The sequence below is a fragment of the Sphingomonas aerolata genome, assembly GCF_023935825.1.
GTDB lineage: Bacteria > Pseudomonadota > Alphaproteobacteria > Sphingomonadales > Sphingomonadaceae > Sphingomonas > Sphingomonas aerolata.
The window spans coordinates 1,792,472-1,818,286 of the sequence record NZ_CP098762.1; the positions used below are offsets into that span (position 1 = coordinate 1,792,472).

Sequence of the window (25,815 nt, forward strand, 5' to 3'; positions counted from 1 at the left end):
GCGGTTTCAGAACCGCAGGCGTCCGCCCAGGCCGAATACCCGTCCGCGGAGGTCGTGATATTGCGACAGGGTGGCCAGTGCGACGGTGATGCTCGCCTCTGCCAGCAGGGGCGGCGCGGTGTTGGTCAGGTTCTCGACCTTGGCGAAAATCTGCAAGGTCTTAGTGATGTCGTACTGCGCGGAGATGTCGGTGTAGACATAGGCCGGGTAGTGGTTGCGGTTCAGGTCGAGCGGACCGAAATTATTGTCGAAGGTGCCCGGGCCAATATAGTTGAACAGGACGCGCAGGTTGAGCGGTCCCTGGTCGTAGGACAATGTGGTCGAGCCGCGCCATTTCGGCACTGCGAAACCGCCCTGCAGCTGGCCGGCCGTATCAACCTGGCCGCCCGCGGTCGTCGAGATCAGGCGATCGACATAGGTGGCCAGCGCACGCGTCGTGAGCCGTCCCTGGAACAGCTCGAACCGGTAGCTTGCCTCGAAATCGATCCCGCGGGTCTTGAGCCGCTGCGCATTGAACGAGTTTGCGTTGACCTGGGTGATTTCGCCCGATGCATCGCGGATCACGCCCGTGCAGAAGATGCTCTCGCCGCGGCCGCACCGGTCGACAACTTCCTGCTGGCCGGGCGTGACGATCGCATCGCGCAGATTGATATCGTAGAAGTCGGCCGACAGCTGCAGATTGGGAATGAACGACGGTTGGAGGACGATGCCACCCGTGAAGGTATATGCCGTCTCCGGCCGCAGATTGGGGTTGCCGCCGATCAGAAAATTCACGTTGGCGGTGCGATTGTTCAGATAATCGGTCACCGTGCCGATGCGGATATTGGCCTGCGCGAACAGATCGTTGATCTTCGGTGCGCGGAAATCGCGGGAATAGGTGCTGCGGAGGCGGATGCTGTCGTTGATCGCGTAGTTCACCCCGGCCTTCCACACCGTGGCGGATCCGACCGTGCTGTAGTCGACGTACCGACCGGCGAAATCGACGTCGAGGCTGCGCGCGAAGCTGGTGTCGCGGGCCAGCGGTATCGAGATTTCGCCGTAACCCTCCTTGACCTCGAGGCTGCCGTAATAGGAGCCGAACGTGCCCTGCCGCCATCCGTTGATGTCGGATATCGGGTCGGATTTGTTGTCGACCGTATCGCGCCGATATTCCGCACCGACCGCCACCTTCACCGGCCCCGCCCAGGTGTTGAAGAGCTGCCCAGAGGTGTTGGCGTTGAAGATGATGCTGTCGGAACGCGAATCCTGGCGCGACGTGCCGAGCACATACTCGTTCACCGCCGAGGTCACCGCGCCGATCCCGAAGACGTTGGCCGGGACGCAGCCATTGCCCGGGTTGGTCAGCGTGGACCGGCATACCGGCTGGCCATTGGGTCCGATGACCGAGTCCAGCGCCAAGGCCCATTTTGCCTGGTTGCGGTTGTTGCGGCCGAGCGTCAACGATCGCGCATAGGTGTAGCTGTTGCCCAGCTCCCATTTCCAGGTATTCGAGAACGATCCGCTCAGTCCGGCGCCGATTCTGATATAGGTGTTGCTGGTCGAGTTCTCGTTCCGGCCCTGTTCGGGATTGTAGCGCCCGATCCGGATCGTCGTCAGATTGTTCGCGATCATCGCGTCGCGGATGTTGGTCGGCAGGAACGCATTGTCGCGCCGGATCGTGATGTCGGCGTTGTTTGTGTTGTAGTTGCCGGTACTCTGCGCGCGCGTGTTGGCGGCGAGCACGTCGACGCGCGCGGTCATGTCGTTGGAGAAGTCATAGGTCAGCCGGCTGAAACCGCTGAACTGCCGCGAGGCGACCTGCAGCGGGGCGAAGTCGGGCTGCGGCATCAGCCCGTCGCCGCCCTGCATCCAGACCGTGCCGACATTGGTGCCCTGCCGGAACAGGCTCTGCGCACCGTTCTCGCCGAACTGGATGTTGCGCAGCGCGCCGGGCGTAGTGATGACGCCGCCGGCTGTCATCTGCGAATAGCGGACGTCCGGCACGATCAGCTGGCGGAATTCGCCGTTTGTCGGGGTGTAGGCGGCGTTGGGTATGAACGTCACGCCGCGGCGACCCCAGGGGCGGGCACCCTGATAGACGATGTCGGGCTGCTCGAAGTAGGAGGCGGCGACCACGAAATGTCCCCGGCCATCATCGAACTTGCCGCCATAGATCCCGCTCAGCGAATACTGGGGAATGTCGCCATACGTGGATATGTTAAACTGGCCGTCGATCTTTCCGCCGACGATCTTGTCGTTGAGGACGACGTTGACGACGCCGGTGATCGCGTCGGATCCATAAACCGACGAGGCGCCCGACGTGACGATATCCAGCTGCGACACGAGCGGCGCGGGGATGATGTTGATGTCGAACCCGTTGGCGATCGGGCTGCTGTCGAGCACGCGTTGCCCGTCGATTAGCAACAGGGTGCGGGTGGAGCCAAGCGCACGCATGTTGAAGGTCGCGAGACCGAGGTTGCGACCGCTGCCGTTGTTACGGTTGGGACGTAGAGCCGGCACGTCGCGCAGGAGATCGACCACGTTGGTCGCTGCTTTCTGCTCGAGTTGCTTCTCAGTGAAGGTCGTGATTGGGGTCGGCGTCTGGAATGTTGAGCGTGGAATGCGGCTGCCAGTGACGATGATGTCTTCGACCGGCGTCCTCTCCGTCCCGTCAACAGGCAAGGTAGCGACAGCGGGCGGATTTACTTCGGTTTGGGTTTGTGTGGGTGCAGGTGCGTCAACCTGAGCTTGCACATCCACCGGTTGACACAGTGCGATGGCGCTGACGCCGATCGCAAAAGACGTCAGACGAGCCTTGGTGTCCAATTTTCCTCTCCCCGTGATGCTCTGAGCACCTTTCGATTGTGAGTTATGGATAGATCATATTACCAAGTAAAGCAACGGAAGATTATTATTACCTAAGTGCAGGGCCGTGCGTCTGCTTCTGCACGCCTCGCCGTTCCGGAAGGTTGGTCATCCGCGACGCAATTCGGCTTCAAGAACGCCCGCTCCCTTTAGATGTTGGCCCCGAGCCGCAGGGATCGGGATCGGCGTTTATAAGAAGGGTGCCGATAGGAGAGAGTTACGGCGCGGAATTGTCGAAAAGAGCGCTTGCTTGGCGGCGCTGGTACCGACGCCTGTAATCGGCGTTGCGCAGACCGCAGCGTCCAACGCAGTGTTATATGTAGTACAGCTGGTCGCCCGGTCGGAAGGGCTGCGTGCTCGATCCGGTCTACAGCGAAAAGGCTTTTGCAGGTCTCATCGCCGCCATCCGAAACGATTCGTGATGCAATGAGGAACCGGTGTTGTTCGTCATGACCGGCAGCTTGCGCGGCCTGTTTGCATATGTGCCGGCGTTCCGGTGCGATCAGTCTTGCTGACCCTTAGACAACGTTGAGCTTCTGACCTGAACGAATGTCCGAACTTCGGAAGCGGTAAGGGCGGGCTGAACGTCCGGTTATGGGTCTCGTAAGTCGAAGGGTCTCGTAATTATATCGTGAGCCGGACGCTCAGGTTTGACGATCCGTGCGCTCGAAAGCCGCCATTCGGCAGGCCATCAGCCGGATCAGTGCCCCGGCAGCGGGTGCTCGGCTTGCAGCAGGCGAACCGTGCGGCGTATGCCATCGCCACTGGTGGGGGTGAATGGATGGCGAACGGCAGAAGAAGCCGCGGAAACTCGGTTGTCGGAGAGCGCTGGCCGCTCTTCTGGACAGGCTGTACGGCAATCAGCGTTGGGGTTGCCCTTCACTTACCGATGCTCGCGATGGCCCATACGATGGGCAATCACCTGTCGGGTATGCCTATGGACGGATGGATGTACATGGGCATGGCGCTGATCGGCATCGGCGTGCCGGCTGCTATATTTGGCGCTTTACCCAAGAAACGGCCTGATCACAGGGCAGGCGCTGGCGCCGCATTTGAAGCGCCCGATGATACCCCTCTGACGCGCTCGCATGCGGCCGTTCTGCTGGTGCTCACCCTTGGCCTAATCATCGACACAATGAAGCCAGCAACGCTTGGCTTTGTGCTCCCCGGGATGCGTGGGGAGTATGGTCTTGCAAAGTCGACCGTTGCCCTGCTGCCGTTCGTTGCCCTTACGGGAACCACAGTCGGCTCGTTCCTGTGGGGGTGGCTTGCGGACATCTACGGTCGGCGTGTGTCGATCCTGTTGTCTACGATTCTGTTCGTCTCGACCTCCATCTGCGGAGCCATGCCTTCCTACAGCTGGAACCTGGTCATGTGTTTTCTAATGGGGTGCTCGGCTGGCGGCATGCTGCCCGTCGTCTACACGCTGCTGGCTGAAATCATGCCCCCGCGGCACAGAAGCTGGGTCCTTGTGCTGGTTGGCGGTACGGGACTGGTCGGGGGCTACCTCGCGGCCAGCGGTGCCGCGCATCTGTTCGAGCCATTGTTCGGCTGGCGCAGCTTGTGGTTGCAAGGCTTTCCAACCGGTTTGCTGCTGCTTGCAATGGCAAGGTGGATTCCGGAATCCCCGCGCTTTCTGATGGAACGTGGCATGGACGCGGAGCTGGCCGACATGGCTCGTAGGTTCGGCATCGTCAGGCGTGCTCCACAAGCAGCGCCAGCGGACGCTGGCAGCGCAGCGGCTCACCACCGCGAGTTGACCATCGCCCTGGTGATCACGGCCCTGTCTTGGAGCTTCGTCAACTTCGGCTTGCTGCTATGGCTGCCTTCCGATCTCCAGGATCGAGGCTTCAGTGCTGAGATTGCGAGCGGCATCATCGCCAGCTCAGCACTCGTTGCCCTGCCCACGATCATGATCGCGGCCTTCCTTTACAGCCGGTGGAGCAGCAAGCGCACCCTGATCGGCACTGTGCTTCTCACACTTGCCGGGCTTGTTGGAGCCCTACTGCCGGCGCCTACGCTGGCTTGGCCACCACTGCTGATCGCTGTGATCGCGCTGCTGGTGGTTGGCACAAACGGATTGATCGCCGTGTTGCTTCCCTACGCAGCCGAAAACTACGCATTGCGTGTCCGTGGACGTGCCACCGGGCTTATCGCGGGCAGTAGCAAATTTGGTGGCGTTGCTGTCCAGCTAGGAGCCTTCGCTGGGCTGATCCCGACGATGGGGGGCGCGGCAGTTGCGCTGATCATACCAATGACGCTGTCAGCGGTACTGATCGGACGCTCAGGTAGAGAGACGCGCGGCCGCAGCTTACGTGAGCTAGAAGCGGCGGCTTAGCTGCCGGCAGAACATAGGCCGTGCGGAGCGTCGCCTACCGGCACCTCCCTCTTTGAAAGCGCACTGTCTGCTATCCTGACTCGCTGCGCCGGTGCCTGATTTGGGGCCTACTTAGCTGCCGTTCAATCAGATTAACGAATGGCTGCAATTGGGAGGCAGGGAAGGGAGCTTGAACGTCCGTTTGTGGGTCCTCCCAGCAACTGAGCGGTCGATGACAGCATTATTCAGCGTCAGCGGCTTCCTGACAGGCGCCGCCTTCCAGTTTTCTGTCGGCCTCTCAGCGTCGGGAACCCACCCACACTCTGGCCGACGGCGCATCAACCAAGACCGGTAGGAAAACAACGGCTTGAAGCTACAGCCCAAGTTCCTCCAGCCCCGGATGATCCTCGGGCCGTGGCCCGAGCGGCCAGTGGAACAGTCGCCCCTTTTCGGAAATCGGAACGTCGTTAATGCTCGCCATCCGGCGCGCCATCAAGCCATCGAGCGTGAATTTCCAATTCTCATTGCCGTAGGAGCGATGCCACGCGCCGGCATCGTCATGCCACTCATAGGCGAAGCGCACGGCAATTCGATCGCCGTCATGCGCCCACAGGCCCTTGATAAGCCGATACTCGTGCTCGCGACGCCACTTTGCGGTTAGGAAGGTGACGATAGAATCCCGTCCCCGAAGGAAATCAGACCGGTTTCGCCACTGGCTGTCCTCGGTATAGGCGAGCGCGATCCGCGCTGGATCGCGGCTGTTCCAGCCGTCCTCGGCGGCGCGGACCTTTAGCGACGCAGTCTCATGGGTGAAGGGAGGGAGGGGCAGTCGTGGCATCGAACGGATCCTTTCAGTCAAAGGGCGTGGCAAACTCCAGACGGATCCCGCCCGGAATGAGGATCAGGAAGTGGCGCGCCGTTGATCCGGGACGGATGGCGCCCGGCGCTGCGTCGACCACGACTTCTGGATGCGCCGTCACGGCGGCCCACGCCGCTGCCAGTGCAGCATCGTCGGCGACCGAGAGCGAGAGATGATGGAGACCGATATTGGCGCGCCGGTCAAAGGCGCGGGCCGTCACGGGGTCGGCCGCGCGCCACAAGGTCAGCAGGATTGTGCCGTCCGATACGAAGATAGCAGGATAGTCGGGCACGCCGCCTACTTCATCGAATCCGAGCGTGTCGCAGAAGAAGGCGCGTGCCTGATCGAGGTTGGGCACGGTTAGCCCGACATGGTGGACGCCGCGTGTGAGTTTGCTGGTCATGATGCTGCCCGTTCAAGTTGAGCGATGTGGGCTCGAAGCACCGCAATCTCGTCAATGAGCGGCTGGGAAGTGCGGCGCACTTCCGCCTCGGTGAAACGCGGCGTGATATGCTGCGGGCAGTTCCAGTCGAACCCGACGACATCGATCAGAAAGCCACGCTCCGGCTCGGCCGCGTAGCCGGACGGCATGAGCGCTGCGATGACGGCGGGGTCTTTGCTCACGTGGGCATGGCCGATGATCTTGAGGCGCCGGCGGTTCGGATAGTCCATTAAGAACAGCGCAACCCGGTCGTCGGCCGCAATATGCGCGACGGAGAGATATTGTCGGTTGCCGCGAAAGTCGGCGAACCCGAAACAATTGCCCCCGAGGTGTCGGACGAAGCCGGTTGCCCCGCCGCGATGCTGGACATAGGGCCAGCCATTTTCGGACGTGCTCGCCAGGTAAAAGCTGTCGCGGGCGGCGATGAACGCAAGTTCTTTGGCCGTAATCCGGTCGACCGTCTCCGCGCCGGCTTCCATGCGTGCGTAGGACGCTCGCGACCCCGCTGCTTCTTGCAGCGCGCGAGCGCGTGGTCCGAAAAGGGTGTGGAGATATGCCTGCGCCATGGCCACGAGGATGGCGAGTTGCCCGCGATGTGATAATTCGCAATTACTGATACGGACTATTGCGATACGGGGAATAATGGACCGCTTCGAGAGCCTTTCCGTCTTTGTCGCGGTGGCAGAGCAGCGCGGCTTCGCGGCTGCGGCGCGCGTCCTCAATCTGTCGCCTCCTGCCGTGACCCGTGCGGTCGCGGCGCTGGAGCGGCATCTGGGCGTGACGCTGTTCCACCGCTCGACGCGAGCGGTGTCCCTGACGGACGACGGGGCAAGCCTGCTCGATCGGGCGCGGCGCATACTCGCGGACATTCGCGAGGCGGAGCAGATCGCCATGGGCGGTCGCTCGGTTCCCCGGGGGCAGCTCTACGTAACTGCGCCGGTCATATTCGGGCGGCTGCATGTGTTGTCGGTCATCAGCGCGCTGCTGGCCAGCCACACCGGCCTCAACGCGCGCATGATGCTGCTCGATCGTAATGTCCGCATCGTCGAGGAGGGTGTCGATGTGGCGGTGCGGATCGGGACGCTGGCGGACAGCACGCTGCGCACCGTGACGATCGGTTCGGTCCGTCAGACCATCGTGGCAAGCCCGGGCTATCTTGCCGAACATGGCTTGCCCATCGATCATGGCGACCTGGCCCAGCATCGGTGTATCATGGGTAGCGGTGTGCGCGCCGGCACCCGATGGTCGTTTGGCGCGCGCGGCGAGAGGCTGTTGGAAATCGTCCCCCGCCTGACCGTCAACGGCATCGATGCGATCCTCGCTGCTGCGGAAGCAGGCGTCGGCCTTGCCAATGTACTGAGTTACCAGTCGGCCGCGCATATCGCGAGCGGGCGACTCATTGAGGTTTTGGCCGATCATGCTCCGTCCGCCATGCCGGTAAGCCTGCTCTATGATCCCGGTCGAGCCGCTATGCCCGCGGTCAGGGTGTTCATCGATGCGATGCGGGAACAAGGGCGGCGGGGCGTGTGGTCCTGACCGGGACCGCCGGACAAGCTATTTCGCGGCGAAGGCTCGGCAGATTTCCATTTCAGCATTCCTCCCGGTAAAGGCTCAAACGCAGGCCGGCGGCGTTCCGGCGGCGTTCGCCCATTGATCGCGGCGTCGCCGGCGCCTGAACGAACTGCAAATGTGTGGATGGGCGAGAGCGGTTCGGCAATGTCGCTTTCTGGGTCGGAGCGGTTGAAGGGCAGACGATCCGCACCTAGCCCACCTGGCGCCATTCACTTAATGCGCTGGCGTAGTCATAAGCGGACAATTGTTCATAACCGGATCCGGCGTAGGTATGTCTCTCATCGATCGGTTTGAACTCTCGGTGCCCTTGATCCAGGCGCCGATGGCAGGCGTCGCCACACCTTCGCTGGCGGCAGCGGTATCCGAGGCGGGAGCCTTGGGATCGATCGGAGTAGGCGCGACCGACGCCGCCGGCGCACGGGCGATGATCGAGGAGGTGCGCAGCAGCACGACCCGCGCGTTCAACGTCAACGTCTTCGTCCACGCTGGCCCAAAGGCCGATCTGTCGCGGGAAGCGCAATGGCTGGATTGGCTTGCCCCGCTGTTCGCCGAGTACGGCGCACAACCCCCGACGGCACTCATGACCATCTACAAGAGCTTCGCAGATGATCCCGACATGGTGGCGGTACTGCTCGACCTCGCGCCGCCAGTGGTTAGCTTCCACTTCGGGTTGCCGTCCGCCGACGTGCTCTCGGCGTTGCGAGCGCGTGGTATCTATCTCATGGCGACCGCAACCAGCCTCAACGAAGCACACGCGATCGAGGCCGCCGGGATCGATGCGGTGGTCGCGCAAGGGATCGAGGCTGGCGGGCATCGGGGTGTCTTCGACCCCATCGCGCCTGACGACGCGCTCGGCGTATTCGCGCTGACCCGGCTCCTGGTGCGCAAGAACAACCTACCAATCATCGCTGCTGGCGGGATAATGGACGGCGCCGGCATCGCCGCGGCGCTCGACCTGGGCGCATCGGCAGCGCAACTGGGAACTGCCTTTGTCGCGTGCCCGGAGTCGGCCGCAGACGATGCATACCGGGCGGCCCTCACCGGTGAGGGCGCTTACCACACCGTCCTCACTTCGCTAATTTCTGGTCGACCCGCGCGTGCGCTGGCCAACCGGTTCACGGCTCTGAGTCAGTCGGTTGATGAACGCCGACCGCCTGATTATCCTATCGCCTATGATGCGGGAAAGGCCTTGCACGCGGCTGCCAAGGCGCAAGGCGAGCACGGTTTCGGAGCGCAATGGGCGGGGCAAGGTGCGCCGCTTTCTCGTGCCATGCCGGCAGCAGCCTTGGTCAGGGTGCTGCGAGAGGAATTTGAATTGCGACGGATTAGAGGCTCGGTTGAGCGTTGCGACGTTCCTTGATCGGACTGGCCGTTTCCCCACTAGAAGCCGTATAAGCAGACCTTTCAGCGTACTGAAAGCCTCAAATCATGATGAACCAGCGCCCGAAGTTAAGAAGCAAGGTAAGGGGCGCGGGCGTCCTTTTGTTGGTCTCCGCGGCCGCTGGTCGCCTGATCGCTGCATGATCACGCTCGTCTGCTCCCAAGGTCTTTCGCATCCTGGAACTCGCTGCTTTAAAAGGCTCAAAGCCTTTCCGTTTCTCCGTGTCCACCAGCCCATGTTGGGAAAGTGTATGCGGGAAAGGGTTTAGGGAAAGCGGTTTACGATGGTGAACGGTCGCGTGGTAAGCACGGGCGGCATACCAGTGAGAGGGCAGTAATGACGGACGCCACAAACGTAATTGCCGTGGACCACACAGGCTTCGCTGTATCTTCTTTGGACGAAGCCGTTCGGTTCTGGACGGGAGCGCTCGGTTTCACACTTGAGCGGCAATCGGAGATGGGGGGCGACTTCCTGCATCAGGTGACAGGTGTCGATGATCCGAAAGTGAGAACGGCAATCGTCAAGGCACAAGACGGCTACGTGGTCGAACTGTTGGAATATTCAAACGGGCTCCAGAACGGGACGGTGCCCAGCGGCGCGGGATCGATCGGAGCGGCCCACCTGGCTCTGACCGTAAAGGACATTCATGTCGCCATTGCCCGTGTCGAGGCAGCAGGATGGAAGGCGAAAGGTAATCCGCTGCCGATCCCAGGTGGTCCACGGAAGGGAACGTTGGTGGCCTACGTTTCAGGCCCCGATCATATCACGATAGAGCTTATGCAGCCGACAGCCCGTTAATGGGCCGGCAAAAGCTTTGCCGCCTCATCATCCTTTGAAAGCTGGCGAGTCAGCGTGCAGGGCCGAGGCTCAGCACCTTCTCTGCTGCAATACTGAATGGATGGCAGAAGTTGGGGAGCCAGAAAGAGGCCGCGAATGACCGCAAGTGGGTCTTTTTAATTTAAACCGAAAGATCGGTGCTATGTTGTAAAAGCTGCTGCTGCTTTCGATCATCAATATCGATGTTGATACCCAGCCACCTGACGATCTGTCCGTCCTTGGTGCGCAACGGGACGGCATGCACACTCATCCAACGGTACTGCCCGTCCTTCCCTCTTAGCCGGTACTCCGCGTCAACCGCTTGCCGATCGTGTACGGTCTCACGCCACTTCTGCATCGTAGCTATTCGGTCGTCGGGATGGATGGCGGTTAGCCAACCATATCCTTTCCAATCGTCATAGCTTTGACCGGTATAGGCCCGCCAGCTGGGGCTGTCGGTCTCAATAAGACCATCCGGCGCACTCTCCCAAGTTGTTGCGGCGATGCCGGTAGCGGCTAATCGTCCATACGCTTCGCCATCACTGAGCATGTCGTGCGCGACCGAATGGCTGTCTGTGCGTCCTTCCGCGACCGAGACGTAATCAATCGCATCACGTTGTTTGGGACTGCCGGTATTGACAGGCGGACTTCCATGGCGGCTTTTTCGCTCTGCCTTTCTCCGCCTCAGCACTTCGTCCGCAGCCACCAGAAGGCAATTCATGCTCTGATTGTTACCAGTAGAGCGGCTTGATCCGACGCTGGCGGCACAGTTAACCGAATGGCCCTCTAACACATAGGAGCGGTTCAAGACCTGTTCGATGCGTAATCCTTGTTGCTCAACGTCAAAGTCAGACTCGGAGTCCATTTGCACGACGACAAATTCGTCGCCTCCAAGCCGAACAACCATGTCGTCAGGATTTATAGATGTCCGCAACCTATCGGCGACCAAGCACAGCAAGCTATCGCCTACCTGGTGACCAAGCCGGTCGTTGACCGGCTTGAAGTCGTCGAGGTCGACATAGTGAAACGCGATACGTCCGTGTCGCTCTGGCCGGGCGTTTGTCTCAAATGCCTCGGCGAGAGCCAGCCGGTTGCCAAGCCCAGTGAGGTGATCCGTTTTGACCTGACGAGCAAAGGCGTGTCGCGTTGTCGTCTTTGCCAACTGCGAACGATATCGTTGGCTAGCGCTACGAAGGCCGCCTGTGAGCAGCGCAAATAGGCAAAGAGCCGAAACGATCGCGTTCGGATCTCCCCGCAGTAGAAGAACTAAAGCTGGCGGGATTACAGCGACAATCAGGCTCGTAATAACGATGTAAGGGCGCATCGCGATCGTAGATGCTGCTCCTGCGGCGTATCCCACGACGAGAATGCCGATGGGCATCTGCCATTCTGCAAGCGGCAGCATGTACGATCGTGCGGCAAATAGACCGAAGACAGTCGCAAAGGCCCAATAGGTGAGTGCAAACCGGCGCTCAAAGCGCTTGGCAGTGAGTAAGGGCATTTCGGGGTTATCGCACAGCCGTCTCCCGCGGATCAAAACGGCAAGGCGGGCTACGCTCGCGATCGTTCCTATAGCGACCAAGCTCGCTAGAGCGATATCCCGTGAGGCGTGAACGCTGAGCACACCAACCACGAGGAACAGCAACGTCATGATCGCTGCGGGCATGCGCGTGCCGCACAGACTGGCAACAAGCTCGACGTACGTTCCGTCAGGAATGTCGCGAACGAATGGGCTCTCAGTGGCTTTCACACGTCTCTAATTAAACGCAAAAGGTGAAGGCATTCTATCTGAACGCTTCCCTCAAGACACGGGGGCTGGCTTAATTGACGCGAAACACATGAGCCGGTGTTCGAAGCTGGGAAGCGTACCGTCCGCCGTAGACGGCGGTTGATGGGTCGAGGCCGACAGAGCCGTGGTGTTTCCGATCTAGCGAGGCTGTTGGTCGGCCGGCCCGATTGCTCCCAATCGCGGCTCATCCTGACGCTCAGCAGAAGGCAGGCGCTGCATACTGGACCAGATCATATGGTCCGCCATAACGCCGACGATGATCGCAACCGCGTAGGCGACCAGGTCCCATAGCGAGAACACGCGCCCAAGGAGAAGCTTGCCGGGCAAGGTCAGCCGAAAGGCGTCGAGCAGGGGCGTGTGATAGAGTTTGAACAGTTCGACGCAGAACGCGATCGCGCTCGATACGAGAGCGCCGCGCATGAGCTGCCAAAGTGGGCGAACGGACGAAACGATCCAGTAGATCATTAGCGCCCACATCAGCGATCCGCCATATTTGACGAAGGCGTTCGGCAGCCCGAGCGGCGCTAGTCTGATCGTAAGACCAGTCGCGATGGTGGCGACGATCAGTAGCGCCGACAATGCGAGTGGCCTTCCCCGCACCATCTATGCCTTCCGCGTCGGTGCGACGGCGCATGAAGGCAGCGTGACGAGGAAGACCGCGCCCCTACCGTTGTCCCGGTCTAGGGATATCGTGCCGTGGTGCGCCTGGAGAAGCGAGCGGATGATTGGCAGCCCAAGTCCGGTGCCGCCCGATGTGCGGCGGCTGGTGAAGAAGGGCTCGAAGATGCGGTCGCGATCACCCAGGGGGATGCCTGGACCGTCATCTCGGAACGCCAGTTCTACAAACTCACCTGACGCCCGCGCTGCGATCGAGACGCGGAATGCTGCGGCCTGTCGGCTGTTCTCGATGAGGCCGGTCATCACCGTTTCGATCACCGCTGGCGGCACAGCGACGCTCGGCAGCCCCGCGGCCGGTTCCGGCACGACGTCGAAGTTGGCACCCGTGAAGGCATCCGCCACACGGCGCATGACGTCGGACAGGTCGGTGGCGGCACCCTCAACCATCTCGGCCATGTCGGCGCGGGCGAGGTCGAGCAGGCGACTGACGAGCCGGTTCAGGCGCGCCGCGTCCGCGCCGATGTTGGCGAGAAAGCGTTCGCGATCCGCTGCGCCCATGTCGGGATGGTCCTGGAGCAACTCGACCGCACCGCCGATCCCGGCCAGGGGGGTCTTGAACTCATGGCTGACCGCGTGCGCGAAATCGCGCAGGTAGCGGGAGCGCCGTTCGATCGCCTCGGCCATTACGCCGAAGTCTCGGTAGAGCGCCTGGATCTCGACGGCGGCGGTGGTCGGGGCAGGCGGCACCGAACCCCCGCCGCTCGCGACCGCCCGCGTCGCGTCGCCCAGCGCCTCGACTGGCCGGACGATGCCGCGCGAAAGCAGCCCGCTCAGAACAACTAACGTCGCGAAGATCAGCACGATGCCGAGCGCGATCTTGCCCCGATCTTCGTAGATCCCGGCAAACAGCACGCGCGGGGAGCGTGACAGCAAGAGCACGCCGATGACGCGCCCGTCGGCGACGATCGGGTGGGCGTGATGGATGCGCAGGTCCGACGCCCGGCTCAACCATTCGAGGAGGTAGTGCTGCCGGTAGGCGCTATTGCGGCGGAGCGTCGTCGCCCGCTGGCCGTCCAGCGCCGATCGCACCTCGGGCAGATCGGCGTAGGAGGCTCCCGTCTGTGAACCAACCAGGATGCGGCCGTTCGCGTCGAGCAGCAGGATCGATGCCAGCGTAGTGCGCGAGGTCAGCTGCAGGACTGGCCGCATATGATGGCCCCAGACGATCGGTGCGCGCCCCTGCGGTCCTGCCGAAGGCCGGGGCTCGGGTCGCTCCGGCAGGATGCGCGTCATGCGCAGATCGACCGACGGCGGCTGTGGGACAATCTGCTGCGGCAGCGCGCGCGCATGAACGCCCGGCCATTCGACGATTGCCGCGGCCGCCAGTGCCGCGCTCTGGCCGACCAGCTCCGCTTCCGTCTGGCGAACGAGTGAGTTCTCGTAGACCCGGAGGAACAGCGCGCCGACGCCCGGCAGCGCGGCCACGAACAGGAAGGTAAGCAGCAGGATCGTCCGCAGACGCAGCCGTGGCCAGTGGTGGCGGACGACGCTTTTAACCCGCTCGATCATCTGGCGCCGCACACCCCGAGACGATAGCCAATGCCGGCGCGCGTCTCGATCACGTCCTGGGCACCGACGGCTGCGAACTTGGCGCGCAAATTGCGCACGTGGCTGTCGATGGTGCGATCGGTGATGGCAAAACCAGGGCCATGCAGCCGGTCGATGAGCGCATCGCGGCTGAACACCTTGGATGGCATCGTAACGAGCGTGCGAAGGATGCCAAATTCGGTGGCGGTCAGCGGCACCGGCTGATCCGCCCAGCTCGCCTGCCAGCCATCCGGGTCGAGATGCAGGCGGCCATGGCGGAGCGGCGGGGCGGCATCGGCGACCGCCGGCGGACGCCCCGCCGTGCGGCGCAGGATCGCCATCACCCGTGCAACGACCTCGCGTGGGCTGAACGGCTTGGTCACATAATCATCCGCGCCGAGCTCGATGCCGAGCACGCGGTCGAGCTCGTCGTCGCGGCTGGAGAGGAACAGGATTGGAAGGTCGCTCCGCGCGCGTAAGCGGCGGCACGTCTCGATCCCGTCCATCCGCGGCATGTTGATGTCGAGCACGACGAGATCGGGCGCATGGCTCTCCACCGCGGCCAGCGCCGCCTCGCCATCCTCAGCCTCGATCGTGTCAAGCCCGGCCTTGGCGAGCGCGAAGGCGAGAAGCTGTCGGATGTGGGGATCGTCGTCGGCGATCAGGATCGTGCGGGGCATGGGACACTGGATCATGGCTGGCGCTCGCGCGGTCAAGGCTGGGCCGGCGGTGCCGGATGTTCGATCGAGCCGTCGCAGTTGCGCCATGCAGGCTGGTCCACCGCCAGCGGTCGAGCAGGGTTGGGCCCGAGCATCGTCGTCGCCCGGGCCAGGCGACGCGCGCCACGGGGCGTCCACTCCGTCCAGCTGTCCTGCCGTGCCAACAGGTTGGTGAAGATCAGATCACGAGCGTAGCGCACGCGGTCGCGTGTCACCGCATCCATTCGACGGTGCTCCAGCGCGATCAGCGGCAGCAGCGCCCCATCGCCGACCTGACCGATATAGCAGAGGTCGATCGCTGCCGGTGCCTGCTGGCGAACGTTCCACGATGCCGCGAGTGCGCCCAAGTCGACGAAGCTGCACACCGTCAGCACGACCGCAGCGACGAACGCGTTCCAGTTGATCAGCCACCGCGCGCTGCGCCCGCGCAGGATGCGCCAGCAGATCAGCACCAGCCCAAGCGCCACCAGCGCCATCCATGCAAGCGCGGCGATGCGCCACGCCGTCAGCATCGAGGCTTCGACATAGTCGATCGTCCGGAGTATGCTGGAGGCGACCAGAACCAGGTTCTGCACCACCCACAAGGTCACGAGTCGCCGTGCCCAGGGGTGGTGCGCGCTCGCGCTGCCCGGGCGAAGCATCGCCAGCGCCATCACGCCGGCGATCAGTGCGGTGCCGATCAGCGGATAGGCGCCGCGATGCACGTATTCGGTCTGGGTCATGCCGGCAGGCAGCGCTCCGCCATTCCACAGGAACGCAATGTCCAGCCCGTTCTGAACGGCGAAGATCGCGTTGAATAAGGCAAGCGCGATCAGAACCGACGGCAGCGACGTGCCGGGCAGCACCGGCTCGGGATCGGGCAGACGACCCGCCAGGCGCATCACCGCCGCCTGCGGCCGCAGGCTCGGCCAGACGCAAACCGCTACAAAAGTCCACAGCAGGATTTGCCACACCGACGGCAGTCGAATCGCCGCAAGGGTCTGCGCGATCAGTGGATTAGCGGCGGCGAACAATGTGACGAACAAGGCGCCGCCCACCAGCGGTAACCCTAGCATTGCCATGACGGAGCCGGCATTGGCGCGCTTGCGTTGCCTGGACCGCCCGAACCGCCGAAGATCGGCGAAGGGCTTGCCGATCCCCCCAACTGCATGGATCATTAGGCGCGCACCCCAATGCCAGGCATCGTCGAAGCCACTGACCTTTGGCAGCAGCACGGCGACGGAGAGCGCACACCAGAAGAGGGCCCAGGCAAGCGGCCCCGGATCGTCGAATAGCGACCCCGTGAAGAGCGCCGCGACCGCAAGTGCGATGCATGCGCGCTTGTTCCGCCTGACATCGCCCCTGCCCAGAACGAGGCCCATCAGCCAGACGCCCGCGAACCCACCGATGCGGGCGCCCGAGAAGCTATCAGGAAACAGCCGATCGAACAGCACCACTAGGGCGATGACGATCGCAATCTTGCAGAGAAAACTAAAACGCACGATCCGCTCCTGCCGTTTGAAGCGGGTGATCTAAGCGGACGGTATGGAAGGATGATCGCGGCTATCGGGAGTCCTGAGGGAGAAAATGTGCAGAACCAGTGCAGCAAGTCGGTCATGATGCCGATCTCTTCTGCCGACGAAGTTACTCCGAACGACAGTGAGGCTGGCGACCATACCGGGCAATCATGGGACCTGAACAGAAGTCTGGTTTCGGCAAGCAGCCAAGGCGCGCTGAACGTCCAAAGCTGGGTCCCCCACCGCCGCGCCATGGTTCGCCCGGGTCGGCCTGTAGTCAAGTCGCGGCGGTCTCGCTTCCGGCAGCAGCTGTACGCCGTGGCAGTTTCCACTTTGGCCGGACGTAGTGACACGTGTATCCCTTGGGTCTGCGCTCGAGATAATCCTGATGTTCCGGCTCGGCCTCCCAGAAGTCGCCTGCTGGGGACAGCTCCATTACGACCTTGCCCGGCCAGAGCCCCGACGCCTCGACGTCCGCAATAGTATCCTCAGCGACGGCCTTCTGGACGTCGTCGGTGTAGAAGATTGCCGAGCGGTAGCTCGCGCCGCGGTCGTTGCCCTGCCGGTTCACCGTTGTCGGGTCGTGGATCTGGAAGAAGAATTCGAGCAGCGCGCGGAAGTCCATGCGGGCGGGGTCGAAGACGATCTCGATCGCCTCAGCATGGTTGCCGTGGTTGCGGTACGTCGCGTTTGGCAACTCGCCGCCCGAATAGCCAACGCGCGTCGAGACGACGCCCGGAAGCTTGCGGATCAGGTCCTGCATGCCCCAGAAGCAGCCGCCGGCCAGCACTGCACGCTGTGTGGTCACGGGTGGTTCCTCAATCTGGTCGAGATAGCCGCCATAGCCCTCCGCAGCCATGTCGGCACGTGCCACGAAGCGAAGTGCGGCCGAGTTGATGCAGTAGCGCAAGCCACCGCAGTCTCGCGGTCCATCCTTGAAGACGTGGCCGAGATGGCTATCGCCCCGCGCGGAGCGCACTTCCGTGCGCGGGATGAGCATCGACCAGTCGCGTGTTGCCTTTACGCTGGCGGCATCGATTGGTTTGGTAAAGCTCGGCCATCCGCAGCCGGACTCATACTTATCGGTGCTGGCGAACAGCGGCTCGCCCGAGACGATGTCGACATAGATGCCCGCCTGCTTGTTCTTTAGCAGCAGGCCGGTGCCGGGACTCTCGGTTCCATTCTGTTGAGTAACACGGAACTGCTCGGGTGTGAGGGCGGCGACGGCCTCGCTAGTCTTGGGATAGTTGGTCATGATCGGCCGAATGTGGTGCGCCGTGTCTCTGGTGTCGAGGTGCTGGACGGCCGCAGCCGCGCGTTGACGCTAAGCAAGAAGCTGCAGGAGCTTGCGTTCAGGCGATGGCACATTCTAGACAACATGCGCGTCCTTCGGGATGCTCGGCCGATACCTTCCGATCCTGAAACCTGAACAAATGACCGGTTCCAGCGAGGTGATAGGATGCCCTGAGCGTCGCCTTCTGGGTCATTTTTTAATGGGTGACGACGTTCGACTTCATTACCGCAAGCTTGGCGAGGAAGGCGTTTTGGGCTGGAAACGTCACACCCTCGTGACGCATGGCGCCCTGGAGGTTTTCAACCAGCGCATTCATGTCCTTCGCCTGGATCCCGAGATCCTTGTGCGCGGTCGCCATGTCGCGACCGGTATAGCTACAGCCGCCGTTCAACAGCACGCAGAACTGCTCCTTCAGCGTGCGGCGGAGGCGGACCATGTCCTGCCCCTTGAAGATGTCTCCGATCCGCGGATCGGCCTGGCTCGTCTTCACCAGATCGTCGACGATCCGGTCGATGCCAGCCACCCCGTGAAACGCCTCAAGCATGGCAACGCCCTTGAACGGACCACCGCCGACATTGGCGTCGCTCATCGCATAGGGCGCGACCGGGTCCTCGCCCGGTGGCGTGGGTGCGGTCTGGAGGAGGACGAGCAGGGCAAGCAAGATCATCGAAAACGCTCCCTAGAAGGCCGTCTGGAGCGACAGGAAGCCGCCGCGTTGGCGCTCGGCCGTCGCGATCGATCCGAGATCGACAAGGGCCGCGGTCGCAGTCAGGTTTTTACTGATCGCATAAGCGGCATAGACGGTCTTCCAGTCATTTTCCGTGGCGAACCCGAGATTGTCGGGTTTCGACCGGTATTCGCCGCCGACGACGAGCTGGCGCGAAATTTGATACCCGAGCGTGCTCTCGATCTGGACGCGGCGATTTGCACCGCGATCGCCACCGAACCCGAGCAGGCCGTTCTGGTTGGCCTTGGTGTAGCGGATCGTGGTGCCGAGCAGGATGCTCTGCCGCAGCAGGAGCTTGGTGGCAGCGACGTAGAGGTCGGTTCCGCTGGTGTGGCGCCCGCCAACCGCGGCGACGATCTGCGGATCGGAACTGCGCTTGTACTGCATGCCGATCGCGATCTGGGGCAGGTAGGGGCTGCCATAGACGGCATCGCCGGCGACGCGCAGCTTGGCACCGAACACGTCCTGGTTGAGCGTGTAGCCGCGGCCGATACCGAGCGTTGCACCGACGTCGCGTGTGTCGAGATTCTGTCGGGCGTAGCTCAGTTCCAACCGGTCGTGGACGCCGATGGCTGCGCCGTGGCTTTCCCAGCGATAGTCCGGCAGCAGGATGACCGAGACATGCGCGGACCCGCCGATCCCGTCGACGGTTTCGTTGCCGGCGATCAGAGCCCAGGTGGAGATGCCGCCACCCGAACTGCCTTCGATCGTGGTGACGCCGTTGGTCAGCATCAGCTTGCCGCCGGCGCGACCCTCGCGTGCCGCGGCGGGGGTCGTCGTCATGACGGCGGTCGCCACCGCGACCTTCGCGATACATCCGGCAACAGTCGAAAGCGGAATACGAATCATCCGGCATCTCTTGGAGACCATTGGTTAATACTCGGTCTCCCTCGCCAGGCCATCGCCGCGTCGCCCGGTCGAAAAGGCATGACAAGCCGATGACGTTTACCGGTTTGCAATTCTCCGACTGTTAGAAGCCGATGCATGCACGTATCCGTCCTCCGCCTGAGTTTGCTGTTCGCGGCGTCTGCGCTGCCTGTCGCTGCGCATGCCGCCCCGGTGGTGATCGATGTCCGTGGTTTCGACGGCAAGCCGCTGCCGGGCGCGGTGGTCACGATCGAGACGCCCAAGGCGCCGGGGGTGACGGTGCGCGGGCCATACATGATCGAGCAGCGGGACATCGCGTTTCAACCGCATGTGCTGATCGTCCCCGTCGGCGCGACGGTCGGCTTCCCCAACCGCGATCGGGTGCGTCACCACGTCTATTCGTTTTCGAAGGCCAGGAAGTTCGACCTTAAACTCTACGGGCAGGAGGAGTCGCGGACCGTCCTGTTCGACCGTCCGGGCGTGGTCCCGCTCGGCTGCAACATTCATGACTCGATGAGCGGGTTCGTGTTCGTGACCGCCACCCCGTTTGCCGAACTGACCGACCAGGCTGGGCATGTCAGCATTACCGGCGTGCCCCCAGGCACAGCGACGGTCCGCGTCTGGCACCCCTCGATCCGGGCGCCCGGCAGCACTGCGTCCCAGCCGATCGATGTTGCCGCCACCGGCTTTGCCACGACCTTCGTGCTGCACCGGTGATGCCTTTGCGCCCGCCGCGGTTTCGCCATCTCCGGACCAAGCTGTCGGTGCTGTATGCGAGCCTGTTCGCGGTGACGCTGGTGATACTCGCGTTCGTCGCGCAGGCCATGATCTGGATGCATGCGCGCGACTCCGTGCGCCAAGAACTCATTGCCAGCGGCAGCGTCTACGATCGAATCTGGTCGCTCAGGTCGCAATCCTTGATTGCGTCCGCGAACCTGTTGTCGCGAGATTTTGGATTCCGGGCCGCGGTCGCCAGCGGCGATCGGCCGACGATCGCGTCCGCGCTCGCCAATATCAGCCACCGGGCCGAGGCCACCGCCGCGTTCGTGGTTGATCAGGACGGGCAGGTTACCGGCCCCTCGGGCGCACTTGCCGCGACGGCTGCCCGGTTCCCCTTCGCGATGCCGGACGGCCGGCGCGACGCGGTCGTGGTCGTGGCGGGGCAGGTGTACCGATTGATCCTGTCACCGGTTATGGCACCGACGCAGGTAGGCTGGGTGGTCTTCGCAGTGCGGCTCGACGGCACCGAGATGCGCGCGCTCGAACGCTTGTCCGCGATCCCGCTGATCGCAACGATCCTGCGAAGCGATGGCGCAGGGCGCTGGCACGCGGCGGACAGGTCGATCGGATCCGACTCCGCGATCGACGATCTGGTCGACGCATCGCAATCAACCCGGACTCTGGCAACGCTCAACCTGTCAATCGGCCGCGCTTTCGCGATCGCAAAGCCGCTTGCCGGTCTGACACGTCGACCGCAGGCGGCAATCCTGATCCGCTATCCGCTCAACGCCGCACTGACCCCGTACCTGCCGTTGCAGGCGGGCATCGCGCTCGCCGGATTGGCCGGGCTGATCCTCGTCGTGCTCGGCAGCAGGCGGCTGGCGAGGGGGATCGCCGGACCGATCGCCGCGCTGGACGCCGCCGCGCGAGCGCTGGAGGAGGGCGGGCGTGCCCATATCGTCGTGAAGGGGCGCGACGAGATCGGCAGGCTCGCCGCCAGCTTTAATCGGATGTCGGTCGGTATCGTCGAACGCGAGAACCGGATCACGCATCTCGCGTTCCACGACGTCCTCACCGGCCTGCCCAACCGGACGTATTTTCGTCAGTCGCTTGACCAGGCGATCCTTCAGGTCGGGCGGACCGGCGGGGCGATCGCGGTGCTGTGTCTTGATCTTGATCGCTTCAAGGGCGTGAACGACACGCTCGGCCATCCGGTCGGCGATGCGTTGCTGAAAGCGATCGGCGCGATGTTGAGCGAGGTCGCGCCCGACGGGCTGGTCTCGCGGCTCGGCGGTGACGAATATGCGGTGATCCTGTCGGGCCAGTTCGATGCCGATCGCCCGCGCGTCCTCGCCCAGAGCATCCTCGACATGATGCGCCAGCCGGTCGAGGCCGATGGCCACCGGATCGCGACGGCGGTCAGCATCGGCATCGCGATCGGCCCGGTCGACGGCGAGGACGCCGACGAGCTCCTCAAGAATGCCGATCTCGCGCTGTATCTCGCGAAAGAAGACGGTCGCGGCGTCTTCCGGTTCTTCGAACCCGCGCTCGACGCCGCGGCGCGCTGGCGTCGGCAGGTCGAGCTCGACCTTCGCGAGGCGATTCAGGCGGGCCATTTTGTCCTCAACTACCAGCCGGTGTTCGACCTGAAGGCGGACCGGATCGGCGGGTTTGAAGCGCTGGTGCGCTGGCATCATCCGGAGCGCGGCATCATTCCCCCGGCCGAATTTATTCCGATCGCCGAGGATACCGGGCTGATCATCGCGATCGGCGAATGGGTGATGCAGGAGGCCTGCCGTCAGGCGATACACTGGCCCGAGCATGTCCGCGTCGCGGTAAACGTGTCGCCGCTGCAGTTTCGCAACACCGGGTTCCAGGCGATCATTCTACAGGCGCTCTCGCGTAGCGGGCTGGCACCCGATCGGCTCGAGATCGAGATCACGGAATCGGTCTTCCTTGACGGCGAGGGGCCGGTGATCGCGTTGCTGCACAAGCTGCGCGCGATGGGCATCCGGGTTGCGCTTGACGATTTCGGCACCGGCTATTCGTCGCTCAGCTACCTCCGCAGCTTCCCGTTCGACAAGATCAAGATCGACCGCTCGTTCATCACGAGCATCGCCAGCGATCCGAGCGCCGCGGCGATCGTCCGCGCGATCGTAGACCTGGCGACCGCGCTGCACATGGAAACGACCGCCGAGGGCGTCGAGGATATCGGGCAGCTCGACCTGCTGCGCGGCGAGGGCTGCGGTAATATCCAGGGGTATCTATTCAGCCGACCAGTTGCGAGTTGCCGTATCGCCGGGCTGCTCGAGAATAGAACGAGCCAGGCTGCCTAACGGATGGAAGAGGGGGCATCCCCTCAAGGCGGCGCACGACGTCTGAAGATGGCCAGATATCCGAAACCCGACTTTCAAGCCAGATTACCCGGACGACGGTTTTGTCTCACTTTTTGCTCTCCGAGGCCGGCTTTGGTGGCCGGTCGAGACCGTCTGGCTAAGATTAACGAGCGTCTGAAGTTGGGAAAGCCGGGGAGGGCTCTGAACGGCGACTTATGGGTCTTCGATGCCAAGGAGCGTATGGCGCATGTCTACGACAACCGATGGTACGAGCAGTTCGCGATGAGCGCCGACGTTGCGTGCGCATTTCCAATTCGCGTGTCTAAAGGCCTAGCGGACGCAACTCGCGAATGAGTTCGATCAAAAGTTTCAGGCCAGTCGGCACTTGGCGACGGCTGGAATAATAGATGTGGTATGCCGGGCCCATCGTTGACCATTCCTCTAGCACCGGGCGTAGTTCTCCGCGCGCGAGATAGGGGGCGAAGGTTGCCTCCATGCCGTACATAAGTCCGGTCCCCGCGAGAGCCATGGCCAGCATCGCGCGCCCCCCGTTGACGAGGACCTTGCTCGCGACGGGGACCGAGAATTCGCCCTCGGGGCCTTCGAATTCCCAGCGGTAGATATGCGCATTTCCGAGGCGGACGCCGAGACAATGGTGGTGTTCCAAATCCGACGGGTGCTGCGGAACGCCGAACTTCTCGAGATAGGCGGGGGATGCGACGACTATCCAGCGAAGCTCGCCCGAAAGACGTTGCGCCACCATGTCCTCGGGCACCGTTCCGGCGTAACGGATCCCGGCGTCGAAGCCATCTTCGATGACGTCGGTCATCTGGTCCCGCGCGGCGATGTCGATCTCGATATCGGGATACCGCTCGATGAAGATCGGCATGACCGGCGCGAGCAATAAGGGCGCCGCTTCGGCGGCGACGTTCAGACGAACCCGCCCGGTTGGCGCGTCGCGATAGCGGTTGAGGCTCTCGACAGCCTGATCGATCGTGCCGAACGGCTCAGCCACCTTGTCTCGCAACTCCTCGCCAGCGGCAGTCAGGGTGACGCTCCGGTTCGTGCGGTGGAGGAGGCGGACGCCGAGCCGTGCCTCGAGCCCCTTCAAGGCATGGCTGAGCGCCGATGCGCTGACCCCGAGTTCGAGCCCGGCGAGCCTGAAACTTCGATGTCGGGAGATTGCCAGGAAGTAGGTCAGGTCGGCGAGATCGGATCGGCTGGTCGGCATAGTGTATCCTGGGCTCTATGGTTTAGCCTCGCAAGCGATCGACGGGCGACTGCGGGATCGGCAGGGGCGTCCTCCCTCGAAGGATCAGCGTTCGGTCGGAGGAGCGACGCGCTGTCGAATTGTAACCTTCACGGCACCGGGGCTCGCGAGATCGGCGTAAGGGCCGTCGATCCGACCGAGGATCACGAGGCCGGGAGAGTGCGGGCCGTCCTTGTGGTAAAGCGCGATGTTCCCCCACGGCGCGTAATAGCCGATCTCTCCGGCGCGCGGCGTGACCGCGGCCGGGGCGCCGTCGCGGGTCAGCGGTCGGGGCAAAGTGGCGACCTTTTCCGTCGCTGCATAATCGGTCAGCGTCAGGTCGAGCGGCAGCTGCGCGAGGAAATCGCGTGCCGAGGGGGAGTCCGCAATCTGCGCAGTCCACTGACGCGTCCCGGCATCGATTTCGATAGTCGTCATTGTTCGTGTCTCTCGCGCGCTGTTTGCATACGATATCAAGGCGTTGCTTGCCTTCGCGGTCGCTGCTGGTTGGCCGCATGCCGTCAGCAGAGCCAACAGACAGAGAAGGGGGCGTCCTGCCTCGATAGCGCGCATCGTCACCTTCCCCTTACGCCCGCATGGCACGCGACCGCCGGATCATCGCCAAGCTGAAGCAGCAAGCCGTGGCGTCGCGGTTTGGTCGCCAGCGTATCGGCAAGGGCGGCTTCAAGCGCGGCGATCCTCGGCCGGCACGTGTGTCTATCTTGATCTAACCGCCGCCCCCGACCCGAACAACACGGTCTTGCGTTGATGCCATGATGAGCGGCGCTCAGCGTGCGACGGTGTCCGCGCCACGTAACGGCCGTCATGACGCCTGCTCATCCGGGCGTTGAGCAGCCGCCATGCCGCGATTGCGCGGGCGGATCGTAGGACAGTCTTCTCCCATCGATCGGGCACGTCGCTCGTCCGGCGATCGCACAAAGGTGAAGTCTTGGATATCGAACCACAGGCGCGCGCCGAGCGCGATACGCTCCCCGTTGGCGCGCTCATCCTGCTCGCGCTGACCGGGTTCACCGCGATCGTGACCGAGACGCTCCCCGCAGGTCTGTTGCCCCAGGTCGCCGATGATCTGAACATTTCGCGCGCGCTCGCCGGCCAGATGGTGACGGTCTATGCCGTCGGATCGGTGATGGCGGCCATTCCGCTCGTCAGTGTCACGCAGAGCTATGCGCGCAAGCCACTCCTGCTCGCGGCAATCTTCGGCCTGCTGGTGTTCGATGTCGTGACCGCGCTCTCCCACAGCTATGCGGTAACGCTCGTCGCGCGGTTTGCGGCGGGCGTTTCCGCCGGGCTCGGCTGGGGCATCCTCGGAGGCTATGCGCGCCGGTTGGTAGTGGATCGGTTGAAGGGCCGCGCGCTCGCACTGGCGATGATCGGCACCCCGCTGGCGCTGTCAGTCGGCGTGCCGCTGGGCACGTTCGCGGGCGGGGCGATCGGCTGGCGGATCGCGTTCCTGGTGCTAGCCGCGCTCGCGCTATGCCTGGCCGGGGCGGTCGCGTGGAAGATGCCGGACAGCGCCGGCCAGCCGCCCGAGCGCAAGCTGTCGAACCTGGCCGTGCTGCGGATGCCGGGCGTGGCGCCGATCCTTGCCACCGCGTTCGCTTGGGTGACGGCGCATTACATCCTCTACACCTATGTCGCGCCGTACGCGGAATGGGCCGGCGACGGTAGCCGGGTGAGCTTGCTCCTGCTGGTGTTCGGATGCGCCGCGCTCGCAGGGATCTGGATCGCGGGTGCCGCTGTGGACCGCCACCTGCGCCTCCACGTCCTCGCCAGCCTCGCGGTGTTCGCCGCTGCGACTGCGGTGCTCGGCTTTCTGCCGCACAGCAACAGCGTCATCCTTGTCGGCGTCGTCCTGTGGGGCCTGACGTTCGGCGGGGCTGCGACCTCGATCCAGACGGCGGCCTCCGACGCGGCGGGCGAGGGCGTCGATATCGTCGGCGCCATGCTGACGACGGTCTGGAACGTGAGCATCGCGTGCGGCGGCGCGGTCGGCGCGCTGATCTATCGCAGCGCAGGCGTCGTTGCGTTTTTCCCCGCGATGCTGGCCTTGCTGGGCGTCGCCTTCGCCATTGCCTACGCCGCTTCAGCCAACGGCTTCACGCCGGGTGCTCGAACCGAACATTGACGCGATGGCGGCTGCGTGCACGCTATAGCGTACCGG

The 25,815-nt window shown here is 63.3% G+C and carries 22 protein-coding genes; 8 read left to right on the top strand and 14 right to left on the bottom strand.

Features of this window, described 5'->3' with window-relative positions:
* Positions 1-6 precede the first annotated feature (6 nt).
* Entirely contained in the window at positions 7-2,739 is a 2,733-nt protein-coding gene (locus NEF64_RS08380; protein WP_338112128.1) for a TonB-dependent receptor plug domain-containing protein, read from the bottom strand.
* Positions 2,740-3,742: 1,003 nt separating this feature from the next.
* Between NEF64_RS08380 and NEF64_RS08385 the strand changes: the two genes are divergently transcribed.
* Positions 3,743-5,182, top strand: coding sequence for an MFS transporter (locus NEF64_RS08385; protein WP_235516534.1), 1,440 nt, complete (start codon positions 3,743-3,745; stop codon positions 5,180-5,182).
* A 352-nt stretch (positions 5,183-5,534) separates the two neighbouring features.
* Here NEF64_RS08385 and NEF64_RS08390 read toward each other — a convergent pair whose 3' ends face one another.
* From NEF64_RS08390 to NEF64_RS08400, 3 genes are read right to left on the bottom strand one after another with little or no spacing between them, the layout of a single operon-like run.
* The gene (locus NEF64_RS08390; RefSeq protein WP_056409491.1) at positions 5,535-5,999 is read right to left on the bottom strand and encodes a nuclear transport factor 2 family protein; all 465 of its coding nucleotides are present in this window, start codon (positions 5,997-5,999) and stop codon (positions 5,535-5,537) included.
* A gap of 13 nt (positions 6,000-6,012) precedes the next feature.
* Positions 6,013-6,423, bottom strand: coding sequence for a VOC family protein (locus NEF64_RS08395; RefSeq protein WP_056025071.1), 411 nt, complete (start codon positions 6,421-6,423; stop codon positions 6,013-6,015).
* The gene (locus tag NEF64_RS08400; RefSeq protein ID WP_056409489.1) at positions 6,420-7,028 is read right to left on the bottom strand and encodes a pyridoxamine 5'-phosphate oxidase family protein; all 609 of its coding nucleotides are present in this window, start codon (positions 7,026-7,028) and stop codon (positions 6,420-6,422) included. Before NEF64_RS08400 ends, NEF64_RS08395 begins: the two co-directional genes overlap by 4 nt.
* Positions 7,029-7,104: 76 nt before the next feature.
* On the opposite strand from NEF64_RS08400, the gene NEF64_RS08405 reads away from it, so the two are divergent.
* The 3 genes from NEF64_RS08405 (at position 7,105) to NEF64_RS08415 (ending at position 10,213) form a co-directional block, all read left to right on the top strand.
* Positions 7,105-7,998, top strand: coding sequence for a LysR family transcriptional regulator (locus NEF64_RS08405; protein WP_252574814.1), 894 nt, complete (start codon positions 7,105-7,107; stop codon positions 7,996-7,998).
* 307 nt (positions 7,999-8,305) lie between these two features.
* On the top strand, positions 8,306-9,394 hold the full coding sequence (locus NEF64_RS08410; protein ID WP_056025079.1) for an NAD(P)H-dependent flavin oxidoreductase: 1,089 nt from the start codon (positions 8,306-8,308) through the stop codon (positions 9,392-9,394).
* A 357-nt stretch (positions 9,395-9,751) separates the two neighbouring features.
* Positions 9,752-10,213, top strand: coding sequence for a VOC family protein (locus NEF64_RS08415; protein WP_082441320.1), 462 nt, complete (start codon positions 9,752-9,754; stop codon positions 10,211-10,213).
* A gap of 160 nt (positions 10,214-10,373) precedes the next feature.
* On the opposite strand, the gene NEF64_RS08420 is transcribed toward NEF64_RS08415, so the two are convergent.
* From NEF64_RS08420 to NEF64_RS08455, 8 genes are all read right to left on the bottom strand, one after another.
* Positions 10,374-11,897, bottom strand: coding sequence for a diguanylate cyclase domain-containing protein (locus tag NEF64_RS08420; RefSeq protein WP_252574824.1), 1,524 nt, complete (start codon positions 11,895-11,897; stop codon positions 10,374-10,376).
* Positions 11,898-12,158: 261 nt separating this feature from the next.
* Positions 12,159-12,599, bottom strand: coding sequence for a ribosomal maturation YjgA family protein (locus tag NEF64_RS08425; RefSeq protein ID WP_200912178.1), 441 nt, complete (start codon positions 12,597-12,599; stop codon positions 12,159-12,161).
* A 24-nt stretch (positions 12,600-12,623) separates the two neighbouring features.
* Positions 12,624-14,219, bottom strand: a complete 1,596-nt coding sequence (locus NEF64_RS08430; RefSeq protein WP_252574825.1) for a sensor histidine kinase — start codon at positions 14,217-14,219, stop codon at positions 12,624-12,626.
* A complete protein-coding gene (locus tag NEF64_RS08435; protein ID WP_252574827.1) occupies positions 14,204-14,905 on the bottom strand; it encodes a response regulator transcription factor in 702 nt (233 codons plus the stop codon). The genes NEF64_RS08430 and NEF64_RS08435 overlap by 16 nt, the downstream gene beginning before the upstream one ends.
* A gap of 32 nt (positions 14,906-14,937) precedes the next feature.
* Positions 14,938-16,425 carry a DUF4153 domain-containing protein gene (locus tag NEF64_RS08440; RefSeq protein WP_252574830.1) on the bottom strand — a complete coding sequence of 496 codons (1,488 nt, stop codon included), beginning with the start codon at positions 16,423-16,425 and terminating at the stop codon, positions 14,938-14,940.
* 292 nt (positions 16,426-16,717) lie between these two features.
* Positions 16,718-17,695 (bottom strand): bifunctional methionine sulfoxide reductase B/A protein, encoded by a 978-nt coding sequence (locus NEF64_RS08445; protein ID WP_082446860.1) that lies wholly within the window; start codon positions 17,693-17,695, stop codon positions 16,718-16,720.
* A 235-nt stretch (positions 17,696-17,930) separates the two neighbouring features.
* Positions 17,931-18,401, bottom strand: coding sequence for a group I truncated hemoglobin (locus NEF64_RS08450; RefSeq protein WP_252574832.1), 471 nt, complete (start codon positions 18,399-18,401; stop codon positions 17,931-17,933).
* 12 nt (positions 18,402-18,413) lie between these two features.
* Positions 18,414-19,310 (bottom strand): DUF3034 family protein, encoded by an 897-nt coding sequence (locus NEF64_RS08455; protein WP_082446640.1) that lies wholly within the window; start codon positions 19,308-19,310, stop codon positions 18,414-18,416.
* A gap of 135 nt (positions 19,311-19,445) precedes the next feature.
* On the opposite strand from NEF64_RS08455, the gene NEF64_RS08460 reads away from it, so the two are divergent.
* Complete coding sequence (locus NEF64_RS08460; protein ID WP_056678003.1) at positions 19,446-20,045, top strand: cupredoxin domain-containing protein; 600 nt, start codon at positions 19,446-19,448, stop codon at positions 20,043-20,045.
* Positions 20,045-22,384, top strand: a complete 2,340-nt coding sequence (locus tag NEF64_RS08465) for a putative bifunctional diguanylate cyclase/phosphodiesterase (protein WP_252574922.1) — start codon at positions 20,045-20,047, stop codon at positions 22,382-22,384. Before NEF64_RS08460 ends, NEF64_RS08465 begins: the two co-directional genes overlap by 1 nt.
* 322 nt (positions 22,385-22,706) lie before the next feature.
* Here NEF64_RS08465 and NEF64_RS08470 read toward each other — a convergent pair whose 3' ends face one another.
* Together NEF64_RS08470 and NEF64_RS08475 are read right to left on the bottom strand one after the other, a co-directional pair.
* A complete protein-coding gene (locus NEF64_RS08470) occupies positions 22,707-23,615 on the bottom strand; it encodes a LysR family transcriptional regulator (RefSeq protein ID WP_056405799.1) in 909 nt (302 codons plus the stop codon).
* A gap of 84 nt (positions 23,616-23,699) precedes the next feature.
* Complete coding sequence (locus NEF64_RS08475) at positions 23,700-24,071, bottom strand: cyclophilin-like fold protein (protein ID WP_056024445.1); 372 nt, start codon at positions 24,069-24,071, stop codon at positions 23,700-23,702.
* A 158-nt stretch (positions 24,072-24,229) separates the two neighbouring features.
* Between NEF64_RS08475 and NEF64_RS19260 the strand changes: the two genes are divergently transcribed.
* Positions 24,230-24,364 carry a hypothetical protein gene (locus NEF64_RS19260; RefSeq protein ID WP_261362621.1) on the top strand — a complete coding sequence of 45 codons (135 nt, stop codon included), beginning with the start codon at positions 24,230-24,232 and terminating at the stop codon, positions 24,362-24,364.
* Positions 24,365-24,582: 218 nt separating this feature from the next.
* Positions 24,583-25,779, top strand: coding sequence for an MFS transporter (locus NEF64_RS08480; protein ID WP_200912158.1), 1,197 nt, complete (start codon positions 24,583-24,585; stop codon positions 25,777-25,779).
* The last annotated feature ends 36 nt before the right edge of the window (positions 25,780-25,815 follow it).